10 protein-coding genes are annotated in these 10,619 nt (G+C 43.9%); all 10 read left to right on the top strand.

Annotated elements, in window-relative coordinates:
* The first annotated feature begins 149 nt into the window (after window positions 1-149).
* Window positions 150-1,490 carry an RNA polymerase factor sigma-54 gene (rpoN, locus tag BVI01S_RS07460; protein WP_061809794.1) on the top strand — a complete coding sequence of 447 codons (1,341 nt, stop codon included), beginning with the start codon at window positions 150-152 and terminating at the stop codon, window positions 1,488-1,490.
* A 159-nt stretch (window positions 1,491-1,649) separates the two neighbouring features.
* Window positions 1,650-1,895 carry a glutaredoxin family protein gene (locus tag BVI01S_RS07455; RefSeq protein ID WP_061809793.1) on the top strand — a complete coding sequence of 82 codons (246 nt, stop codon included), beginning with the start codon at window positions 1,650-1,652 and terminating at the stop codon, window positions 1,893-1,895.
* 149 nt (window positions 1,896-2,044) lie between these two features.
* Window positions 2,045-3,064, top strand: a complete 1,020-nt coding sequence (locus BVI01S_RS07450) for a sugar-binding transcriptional regulator (RefSeq protein WP_061809792.1) — start codon at window positions 2,045-2,047, stop codon at window positions 3,062-3,064.
* A gap of 55 nt (window positions 3,065-3,119) precedes the next feature.
* The gene (gene gap, locus BVI01S_RS07445; RefSeq protein WP_044338275.1) at window positions 3,120-4,127 is read left to right on the top strand and encodes a type I glyceraldehyde-3-phosphate dehydrogenase; all 1,008 of its coding nucleotides are present in this window, start codon (window positions 3,120-3,122) and stop codon (window positions 4,125-4,127) included.
* Window positions 4,128-4,309: 182 nt separating this feature from the next.
* Window positions 4,310-5,494: a phosphoglycerate kinase gene (locus BVI01S_RS07440; RefSeq protein WP_034764217.1), complete on the top strand. Its 1,185-nt coding sequence runs from the start codon at window positions 4,310-4,312 to the stop codon at window positions 5,492-5,494.
* 61 nt (window positions 5,495-5,555) lie between these two features.
* Entirely contained in the window at window positions 5,556-6,320 is a 765-nt protein-coding gene (gene tpiA, locus BVI01S_RS07435; protein WP_061809791.1) for a triose-phosphate isomerase, read from the top strand.
* The gene (gene gpmI, locus BVI01S_RS07430; protein WP_034764214.1) at window positions 6,313-7,848 is read left to right on the top strand and encodes a 2,3-bisphosphoglycerate-independent phosphoglycerate mutase; all 1,536 of its coding nucleotides are present in this window, start codon (window positions 6,313-6,315) and stop codon (window positions 7,846-7,848) included. The genes tpiA and gpmI overlap by 8 nt, the downstream gene beginning before the upstream one ends.
* A gap of 13 nt (window positions 7,849-7,861) precedes the next feature.
* Window positions 7,862-9,154 (top strand): phosphopyruvate hydratase, encoded by a 1,293-nt coding sequence (eno, locus tag BVI01S_RS07425; protein WP_034764211.1) that lies wholly within the window; start codon window positions 7,862-7,864, stop codon window positions 9,152-9,154.
* Between the two features lie 163 nt (window positions 9,155-9,317).
* Window positions 9,318-9,545, top strand: a complete 228-nt coding sequence (gene secG / locus BVI01S_RS07420; protein ID WP_060672588.1) for a preprotein translocase subunit SecG — start codon at window positions 9,318-9,320, stop codon at window positions 9,543-9,545.
* Between the two features lie 321 nt (window positions 9,546-9,866).
* Window positions 9,867-10,613 (top strand): alpha/beta hydrolase, encoded by a 747-nt coding sequence (locus tag BVI01S_RS07415; protein WP_061809790.1) that lies wholly within the window; start codon window positions 9,867-9,869, stop codon window positions 10,611-10,613.
* Window positions 10,614-10,619: the final 6 nt, after the last annotated feature.

Below are 10,619 nucleotides of genomic sequence, written 5' to 3'. Positions count from 1 at the left end.
CACCTGCAGCGGAAATCAACCACTACTCTCTCCGGAAAGTTTTGAAGAAAACACTCATATATATAGTACAAACCCACCAACTACCAACGAATTCCCATTAACGAACAACCAATTTTATTGTAGAATAGATAAATGGGAGGTTAGTAATCATGAATTTGAAAGCAGGACTTTTTCAAAATCAACAACTAAAACTTCAAATGACTCAACAGCTTTCTCAAGCCATCACCATCCTCCAATATTCTACGATGGAACTGAATGCTTATTTAGAAGCTAAGCAATTAGAGAATCCCCTTATACAAGTAGAACCGCCTAAACAAGACTCCCTCTATCAACGAGAACCTTATACGTATAAACGAAATGACGGCAATCCCGGGAATACGGTGGATTGGTACGAATATGTTTCTGTGCCGACGAGTACCCTTGCGGATGCCTTATCTGTTCAAATAAATTTGAAATCGCTTACTTCTTTCGACCGGAAAATACTTGATGAATTAATATGCAGCCTGGATGACAACGGTTATTTAAGAGTGGATGAACCATCTTTCATGCAAAAACATGGTTTGGAATGGGATCAACTGGAAACCTATATTAAGAGGATTCAGGAGTTGGAACCGGCCGGGATAGGGGCGAGATCCCTGCAGGAGTGCATTTCCCTTCAGTTGCAGAGAAAAGCAGATGTTCCCCCTTTGGTGAAGCAGATTGTAACCGATCATTTTCAAGCCTTTGGGGAAAAGAAGTGGAAAGCGATCAGCAAGGAGCTTGGGGTTGAACTGAAGGACATCCAGCAGGCTGCTGATTTTATCCAGCATTGTAACCCGAGGCCTGGATCGAAATACTCCCAGCATATCGCTGAATACATTACGCCTGAGCTTGTGGTGAACGTAATAGACGGGCATACCGTGGCCGTATCGTTATATGATGGGACAACCGTTAACGTCACGTATAATGAAGAGTACACCGATTTCATGAAAGATCACCCGGATAAGGAAGTCCAAACCTATCTTCAAGAGAAGGAGCAGGATTTCCGGTGGCTCCTGCAAAGTTTACGACAGCGGAAACAGACAATCTTGAAAGTCGGGAAGATACTTGCTGAGAAGCAGAAGTCGTTCTTTTTGGAAGGGCCATCTGCGATCCAGCCCCTGACGTTAAAGCAGGTGGCGGATGAAATCGATGTACACGAATCGACGATCAGCCGCGCCGTGAAAGGTAAGTATATGCAAACCCCCTTTGGAATCTTCGAGTTGAAGTACTTCTTTACCTCAGCGATTAGATCGGTAAAACTTGAGGATTCAGAAGCGGCGTCTGCCCGGACCGTGAAAAATGAGCTTCAAAAACTGATTGATGAAGAAGACAAGAAAAAGCCTCTATCAGACCAGAAGATTGTCAATCTACTATTGGATAAAGGATATGATGTTTCCAGAAGGACCATCGCCAAATACCGTGATCAAATGGGGATCACTTCTTCTACGATGAGGAAGAGATATGAATAGAAGATAGAATGTAGAGTGTACCAGGTACACAATGGTTAGTTTGTACCAGGTACACGGAAGCTGTTTTGTACCAGGTACAACAATCAACAGATGTACCAGGTACAAAAACAACATCCCAACCTGACCCAACCTACAATTAAAACAAAGCGAGGCAACAATATGAAGCAAGTCATTTTCTACACACGCACACAATGCGGACTTTGCGAAGACGCAAAAATCACCCTGAAACTTCTTCAGGATGAGATGGGCTTTTCCATTGAAGAAGAGGATATCGATAAAAGCGATGATCTCACAGAACGTTTCGGACTGATGATCCCGGTCGTGGAACTGGACGGGGAAATCCTTCAGTATGGGCAGATTGATTATTTTACGCTTAGCAAGCGTTTACATGAAAAAACCCGATAGTTTCTAGTTGAATTACGATTCATACCCTGATAAAATGAAACTTGTAAGCAGGGATGAATTTTTTTTGGAGGTAGTGGGACATAATATGTCTATGTGGGACCGAATGAGTCCAACGTATCCACGCACTTCATTTGAAGGAGCTTTTAACTATGGAATCTTTAATTGACATACAAAAGCGATTATTACCTGACCTGCTTGAAATTATGCAAAAAAGGCATCAAATTCTACGTTCCATCCGGTTCATGCAGCCTGTCGGACGCAGAAGTCTTGCTCAGAATATGGGCTTGACGGAACGCGTACTGAGAAGTGAAGTGGAGTTCCTGAATAATCAAGATCTCATTGATATCAAAACTTCCGGGATGATCATGACGGAAGATGGTATCCAGCTTTTAGAGAACCTTGAAAGCATGATGAGGGAGATTTCCGGGATCAACGTAATGGAACAGGAATTAAAATCGTTACTTAATCTTCATGAAATTGTAATCGTTCCGGGGAATAGTGATGAGTCACCTTGGGTAAAAGAAGAATTAGGGCGTGCTTCAGCTGCTAGTATGAAACGCCGACTTAAGGGAAATACTATCATCGCTGTGACTGGAGGTTCGACAATGGCAGCCGTAGCAGAAAGGCTGACACCTGATTTTTCTGACGAAACCTTGTTCGTTCCTGCTCGGGGTGGAATCGGGGAAGATGTGAAGAACCAGGCCAATACCATCTGTGCCAAGATGGCCGAGCACACAGGGACGCGTCATCGTGTTTTATATGTGCCGGATCAGGTTAGTAAAGAAGTATATAAGTCCTTCTTGAAAGAACCGATGATCAAAGAGGTCCTTAATTTAATCAAATCCGCCAACATGGTTCTCCATGGAATTGGGGATGCTATCACAATGGCAGAAAGACGGAAGACCACGGAAGAAGATTTTGAGAAAATCACCGAGGGTCACGCCGTCGGGGAAGCATTTGGTTACTATTTTGACGAAGCAGGTGAAGTGGTACATAAGGTGCCGACGATCGGCCTGCAATTAGAAGATTTAAGTCACATCGAGAACGTCATCGCCGTCGCTGGCGGCAGCTCGAAGGCGAAAGCGATTCGGGCGTATATGAAAGGTGCTCCACACAAGACCGTGCTCATCACGGATGAAGGAGCAGCGAGAGAGCTTTTAAAAGGGTAAGCCCTTTTGAAATATAAAAAAATCATCCTTAACTATCTAAAGGAGGAAATTATTCATGGCAACAAAAATTGGTATTAACGGATTTGGACGTATCGGACGTAATGTATTCCGTGCAGCACTTAAAAATAACGACGTAGAGGTAGTAGCAGTTAATGACTTAACTGATGCAAACATGCTTGCTCACCTTTTACAATATGATACAGTTCACGGAACTCTTCAAGAGAAAGTAACTGTTGACGGTGACTACCTTGTAGTTGGCGGTAAGAAAGTAAAAGTATTGGCAGAGCGCGATCCTGCTCAACTTGGTTGGGGAGATCTTGGCGTAGATATCGTTGTTGAATCTACTGGCCGTTTCACAAAGCGCGCTGACGCTGCGAAACACATCGAAGCCGGCGCGAAGAAAGTCATCATTTCTGCTCCTGCATCTGATGAAGATATCACAGTTGTTATGGGTGTTAACGAAGATAAATACGACGCGGCTAGCCACGACGTTATCTCTAACGCATCTTGTACAACAAACTGCTTAGCGCCATTCGCGAAAGTTCTTAACGATAAATTCGGAATCAAGCGTGGAATGATGACAACCATCCACTCTTACACAAACGACCAACAAATCTTAGACTTACCACATAAAGATTACCGTCGTGCACGTGCAGCTGCTGAGAACATGATTCCAACAACTACAGGTGCTGCGAAGGCTGTATCTCTAGTTCTTCCTGAGCTTAAAGGGAAACTGAACGGTGGAGCGGTTCGTGTTCCAACTCCAAACGTTTCTCTAGTAGACTTAGTTGCTGAACTTGATAAGAACGTAACGGCTGAAGATGTAAATGCAGCTCTTAAAGAAGCTGCTGAAGGCGATCTTAAAGGAATCCTTGCTTACAGCGAAGAGCCTTTAGTATCAACTGACTACAACGGTAGCCCGGCTTCTTCTACAATCGATGCACTTTCTACAATGGTTCTGGAAGACAACATGGTAAAAGTCATCTCTTGGTACGATAACGAGAGCGGATACTCTAACCGTGTAGTAGACCTAGCAGGTTATATCGCTTCTAAAGGACTTTAATCGATAAAGTTTTGTAAATTGACATCATTAGCATGGTGATTGATGGATAAATTTTGTCCCACCATCTATAATGAAGATGTGATGAAGGGGAGCGGGGAAGATTCCCCTCTCCCTTTTCTTATTGTTGTTTCTATTTTTTTGAAAAAGATGTAGAAATTGAAAACCAAAGGAGGCCTTTTACGATGAACAAAAAGTCGATTAAAGATGTCGATGTAAGAGGGAAACGCGTATTTTGCCGTGTAGACTTTAACGTACCGATGTCTGAAGGCAAGATAACAGACGAAACCCGTATCCAAGCTGCTCTTCCTACTATTAAGTATTTAGTGGATGGCGGAGCAAAGGTCATTCTGGCTAGTCACTTAGGCCGTCCGAAAGGTGAAGTGGTGGAAGAACTGCGTTTAACACCTGTAGCTGAAAGACTTTCCGAACTTCTTGGGAAAAACGTAGCCAAAGCAGATGAAGCGTATGGTGAAGCTGTTCAATCAAAGATCGGCGACATGTCTGAAGGGGACGTTCTTGTACTGGAAAACGTTCGCTTCTACCCTGGGGAAACAAAGAATGATCCTGAGCTTGCGAAAGAATTTGCAGCGCTTGCTGACCTTTATGTGAACGATGCATTCGGTGCTGCTCACCGTGCACATGCTTCCACTGAAGGCGTGGCAAAGCACCTTCCGGCTGTAGCAGGACTACTGATGGAGAAAGAGCTTGACGTATTAGGAAAAGCCCTTTCCGATCCGGAACGTCCATTCACAGCCATCGTCGGTGGAGCGAAGGTAAAAGACAAAATCGGTGTCATTGACAACCTGTTAGATAAAGTGGACAACCTGATCATCGGAGGAGGTCTTGCTTACACATTCGTGAAAGCCCAAGGCCATGAGGTAGGGAAATCCCTTCTTGAAGAAGACAAAATTGATCTAGCGAAGCAATTCATGAAAAAAGCAGAGGACAAAGGCGTTAAATTCCTTATGCCTGTTGATGTAGTCGTTGCTGATGACTTCTCAAATGATGCGAATACGAAAGAAGTGGATATCGATTCGATCCCTTCAGATTGGGAAGCACTTGATATCGGACCTAAGACGAGAGCTCTATTCCAGGATACAATCAAAGATTCTAAGCTTGTGATCTGGAACGGACCGATGGGTGTATTCGAATTAGAAACATTTGCAAATGGAACGAAAGCCGTAGCGGAGGCGTTAGCCGATGCAACAGATACATATTCTGTTATCGGTGGCGGTGACTCTGCAGCAGCCGTAGAAAAATTCGGTTATGCTGACAAGATGAGTCATATTTCTACAGGTGGTGGAGCATCACTCGAATTCATGGAAGGAAAAGAACTTCCTGGAGTAGTGGCTCTTAACGATAAATAATCGCTTCATCAAAGACCAACATCTTGCTGAACCGATATGAAAAACAGAAAGGATGAGGACAATGCGTAAACCGATTATTGCAGGTAACTGGAAAATGAACAAAACGCTTGGAGAAGCTAAATCCTTCACTGAAGAAGTAAAAGGTCTTGTGCCAGATCAGGAAGTAGTGGACTCTGTCATTTGTTCACCAGCCCTATTTTTAGAAAGCCTGGTAAACCTAACAAAGGATACTAAAGTGGCTGTAGGTGCTCAAAACATGCACTTTGAAGAAAACGGAGCATTCACAGGAGAAGTGAGTCCTGTAGCCCTTTCTGACTTAGGTGTACAATATGTCATCCTGGGACACTCTGAACGTCGTGAAATGTTCAACGAAACAGACGAGTCAGTGAACAAGAAGACTCTTGCTGCATTCAAACACGGTTTAACACCGATCGTTTGTGTAGGTGAAACACTTGAACAACGCGAAAACAACGAAACAAAAGAACTTGTCGGAACTCAAGTGAAAAAAGCACTTGCAGGTCTTTCTGAAGATCAAGTGAAACAAACAGTCATTGCTTATGAGCCAATCTGGGCAATCGGTACTGGTAAATCTTCTACAGCGGAAGACGCGAACGAAGTATGTGCCCATATCCGTCAAGTGGTTTCAGGAGAATTCTCTGAAACAGCTGCAGACGCCGTGCGCATTCAATACGGCGGTAGTGTGAAACCGGCTAACATCAAAGAATACATGGCTCAATCGGATATCGATGGTGCCCTTGTAGGTGGAGCGAGCCTTGAGCCACAAAGCTTCCTTCAATTGTTAGAAGGTGCTAGTAACAATGAGTAAGTCACCAGTAGCATTAATCATCCTGGACGGCTTTGCCTTCCGTGATGTGAAAGAAGGAAATGCGGTCGCTCAGGCAAACAAGCCGAATTTTGACCGCCTGTGGAATCAATATCCACATAATCAACTGACAGCATGTGGCGAAGCGGTGGGACTCCCTGAAGGTCAAATGGGGAACTCTGAAGTGGGTCACTTGAATATCGGTGCAGGACGTATCGTGTACCAAAGCTTGACGCGTGTGAATCTGGCCATCCGTGAAGGGGAATTCGAACAGAATACCACGTTCCTGGATGCCATCAATCATGCAAAGGAAAAAGGCACGAATCTTCATATCTTCGGACTGCTTTCGGATGGCGGAGTGCACAGCCATATCGAGCATCTTTATGCCCTTCTAGGTTTAGCGGCCAAAGAAGGAATGAAAGATGTCTATGTCCATGCCTTCCTTGACGGTCGAGACGTCGGCCCTCAAACGGCGAAGAAGTATATTGAAGACGCTGAAGCGAAAATGAAGGAAATCGGCGTAGGACAATTCGCGACGATTTCAGGTCGTTACTATTCAATGGACCGCGATAAGCGTTGGGAACGAGTGGAGAAATCCTACCGTGCCATGGTGTATGGTGAAGGCCCAAGCTATCAGGATCCAATCGAACTTGTAAACGATTCGTATGAAAATGGAATCCACGATGAATTCGTCATTCCATCTGTCATTACTAAAGAAAACGGAGAGCCGGTTGCCACGATCAAAGACGAAGATGCAGTCATTTTCTACAACTTCCGTCCGGACCGTGCCATCCAAATCTCGAATACATTTGCGAATGCAGATTTCCGTTCATTCGATCGCGGAGACAAATTCCCGAAAGATCTTCACTTTGTCTGCCTGACAAGATTCAGTGAAACGGTTGATGGATTTGTTGCATTCAAACCGACAAACCTTGATAACACGCTTGGTGAAGTCCTTTCTCAAAACGGACTGAAGCAATTGCGCATCGCTGAAACAGAGAAATATCCACACGTCACGTTCTTCATGAGCGGTGGACGTGAAGCGGAATTCCCTGGAGAGAAACGAATCCTGATCGATTCTCCTAAAGTGGCAACGTATGACTTGAAGCCTGAAATGAGTGCTTACGAGGTAACGGACGCACTACTTGAAGAGATTCGTGAAGATCGTCAGGATGCCATCATCCTGAACTTTGCCAACCCTGATATGGTCGGTCACTCAGGTATGCTTGAGCCGACGATCAAAGCAATCGAAACAGTGGATGAGTGTCTTGGCAAGATCATTGACCTCATCACGGAAAAAGGCGGTACAGCCATCATTACAGCAGACCATGGGAATGCGGATGAAGTAGTGACGGAAGAAGGCCAGCCAATGACGGCCCACACGACGAACCCAGTTCCTGTCATCGTGACAAAAGAAGGCGTGGAGCTTCGTGACGGTGGGATCCTTGGAGACCTTGCCCCGACCATGTTAGATCTATTGAATGTAAACCAACCAGACGAAATGACTGGAACATCATTAATTAAAAAATAAGGAGAGATTCTAAATGCCATTTATTACAGACGTATATGCACGTGAAGTATTGGATTCACGCGGAAACCCAACAATCGAAGTAGAAGTTTACACACAATCAGGTGCTTTCGGGCGCGCGCTTGTTCCATCTGGAGCATCAACGGGTGAATACGAAGCAGTTGAACTTCGTGACGGAGAAAAAGACCGCTACCTTGGTAAAGGGGTACAAAAAGCAGTCGATAACGTAAACAATGAAATCGCTGAAGAAATCATCGGTTACGATGTTACAGAACAAGTAGCAATCGACCAGGCGATGATCGCTCTTGACGGTACAGAAAACAAAGGTAAATTAGGTGCCAACGCAATCCTTGGTGTATCCATGGCTGTTGCACGCGCAGCTGCTGACTTCTTCGGAGTGGAATTATACCAATACCTTGGTGGATTCAACGCGAAGCAGCTTCCAGTACCAATGATGAACATCGTAAATGGTGGAGAGCATGCTGATAACAACGTGGACATCCAGGAATTCATGGTTATGCCTGTAGGAGCTCCTACTTTCAAAGAAGGTCTTCGCATGGGTGCTGAAATCTTCCACAGCCTGAAATCAGTTCTTAAGTCAAAAGGCTACAACACGGCAGTAGGTGACGAAGGGGGATTCGCTCCAAACCTTAAGTCTAACGAAGAAGCACTATCAACAATCATCGAAGCAATCGAAAAAGCCGGTTACAAACCAGGTGAAGAAGTTCTACTTGCAATGGACGTAGCAGCTTCTGAAATCTACAATAAAGAAGACGGTAAATACCATCTTTCTGGTGAAGGCGTCGTTCGTACGTCAGCAGAAATGGTTGATTGGTACGAAGAAATGTGCAACAAATACCCAATCATCTCAATCGAAGATGGTCTTGACGAAAACGACTGGGATGGTTTCAAACTATTGACTGACCGTATCGGTAACAAGGTTCAATTAGTAGGGGATGACCTATTCGTTACGAACACGACTAAGCTTTCTCAAGGTATCGAGCAAGGAATCGGTAACTCGATCCTGATCAAAGTGAACCAAATCGGTACACTGACTGAAACATTCGACGCAATCGAAATGGCGAAACGCGCTGGTTACACAGCCGTCATCTCTCACCGTTCTGGTGAAACAGAAGACAGCACAATCGCTGACATCGCTGTTGCAACAAACGCTGGTCAAATCAAGACAGGTGCTCCATCACGTACAGACCGCGTAGCAAAATACAACCAACTACTTCGCATCGAAGATCAATTGGCTCACACAGCTCAATATCTTGGAGCGAAAACATTCTATAACGTTAATCGCTAATAGCGATGGAAGAGAGTCAGCCCCGTCTTTGGACGGGGCTCTTTTTTTGAAATCATATCCGGTACCAACTCTTTCCACAATTCAAACAATATTACCTTGTCCACTTCATCTTCCCTATGGTAAACTAGAGATAATGTTATGTTCGTATCAGGAGGTGGGACTCATGCACACAATACTCGTCACTTTACTTATTATTGTATCAATTGCACTTATTGCTCTTGTATTACTTCAGTCAGGTAAAAGTGCTGGACTTTCAGGGGCCATCTCTGGTGGTGCAGAACAACTTTTCGGGAAACAAAAAGCTCGTGGGATTGACTTGGTACTGCACAGAATCACAATCGTATTATCGGTACTATTCTTCGTACTAACCATCGCCATCGTAGCTATCTAATACGAATCAAAACCTGATCATTAAGGTCAGGTTTTTTTATTTAGACAGACAGATTTTCAAGCGAAATATTGGATTGTCTGACCAATGTTTGCTAAAAATAGAGAAGAAGAGTGGACTAAACGATCGTTTAATAGGACGAAGCCTGTCATAACAAGCTTCCTGGATACTAATCAAACGTTTGTTTAACAAAAATCCACGTAAAATCAATGTACATAACTAAATCGTTTAAACAACTGCTTAATAGAATGGAGCCTGTTAAATCAAGGTTTCTGCCGACTAATCAAACGTTTGTTTAAATTGAGTTAAAAAGGAGTCATAAAGATGAAAACAGTATTACCAAAACCATTCACATTCGAAGCGGGTCCAAGAGCAGTATTGCTGCTTCATGGCTTCACAGGAAATTCTGCTGACGTCAGAATGCTTGGACGTTACTTAGAAAAGAAGGGCTATTCATCCCATGCCCCTCACTATAAAGGACACGGTGTTCCACCTGAAGAATTGGTCCATACAGGGCCTGAAGATTGGTGGAAGGATGTCATGGAGGGTTATGAGCATTTAAAGAGCAAGGGATACGAAGAGATTGCGGTTGCCGGCCTTTCTCTGGGAGGGGTATTTTCTCTTAAATTAGGTTACACTGTACCTGTAAAGGGTATTGTCCCTATGTGTGCGCCAATGTATATAAAAAGTGAAGAAATCATGTATCAGGGGGTAGTCGATTACGCCCGTGAATTTAAAAAGTTTGAAGGAAAACAGGAAGAACAAATTGAAAAGGAAATAGAAGAGTTCAAGAAAACGCCGATGAATACATTGAAGTCCCTGCAGGAATTAATTGCAGAAGTACGTGAAAACGTGGATATGATCTATTCACCGACGTTTGTGGTACAGGCAAGGCATGACCATATGATCAATACGGCTTCTGCGAATATCATTTACGACAACGTGGAGTCGGATGAGAAAGAAATCAAATGGTACGAAGAGTCAGGTCATGTCATTACATTAGATAAAGAAAAAGAACAGCTTCATGAAGACGTCTACGGTTTCCTTGAGAAATTGGATTGGACGGTTTGATGAATT

The sequence above is a fragment of the Rossellomorea vietnamensis NBRC 101237 genome (assembly GCF_001591825.1).
GTDB lineage: Bacteria > Bacillota > Bacilli > Bacillales > Bacillaceae_B > Rossellomorea > Rossellomorea vietnamensis.
The sequence above is the reverse complement of the archived record's forward strand: the minus strand, read 5'-3'. Positions and strand labels throughout refer to the sequence as shown.

What these genes read in the sequence shown, in the direction of transcription:
- rpoN (WP_061809794.1), top strand. Translation starts at nt 150, where the DNA reads ATGAATTTGAAAGCAGGACTTTTTCAAAATCAACAACTAAAACTTCAA.
- BVI01S_RS07455 (WP_061809793.1), top strand. Translation starts at nt 1,650, where the DNA reads ATGAAGCAAGTCATTTTCTACACACGCACACAATGCGGACTTTGCGAA.
- BVI01S_RS07450 (WP_061809792.1), top strand. Translation starts at nt 2,045, where the DNA reads ATGGAATCTTTAATTGACATACAAAAGCGATTATTACCTGACCTGCTT.
- gap (WP_044338275.1), top strand. Translation starts at nt 3,120, where the DNA reads ATGGCAACAAAAATTGGTATTAACGGATTTGGACGTATCGGACGTAAT.
- BVI01S_RS07440 (WP_034764217.1), top strand. Translation starts at nt 4,310, where the DNA reads ATGAACAAAAAGTCGATTAAAGATGTCGATGTAAGAGGGAAACGCGTA.
- tpiA (WP_061809791.1), top strand. Translation starts at nt 5,556, where the DNA reads ATGCGTAAACCGATTATTGCAGGTAACTGGAAAATGAACAAAACGCTT.
- gpmI (WP_034764214.1), top strand. Translation starts at nt 6,313, where the DNA reads ATGAGTAAGTCACCAGTAGCATTAATCATCCTGGACGGCTTTGCCTTC.
- eno (WP_034764211.1), top strand. Translation starts at nt 7,862, where the DNA reads ATGCCATTTATTACAGACGTATATGCACGTGAAGTATTGGATTCACGC.
- secG (WP_060672588.1), top strand. Translation starts at nt 9,318, where the DNA reads ATGCACACAATACTCGTCACTTTACTTATTATTGTATCAATTGCACTT.
- BVI01S_RS07415 (WP_061809790.1), top strand. Translation starts at nt 9,867, where the DNA reads ATGAAAACAGTATTACCAAAACCATTCACATTCGAAGCGGGTCCAAGA.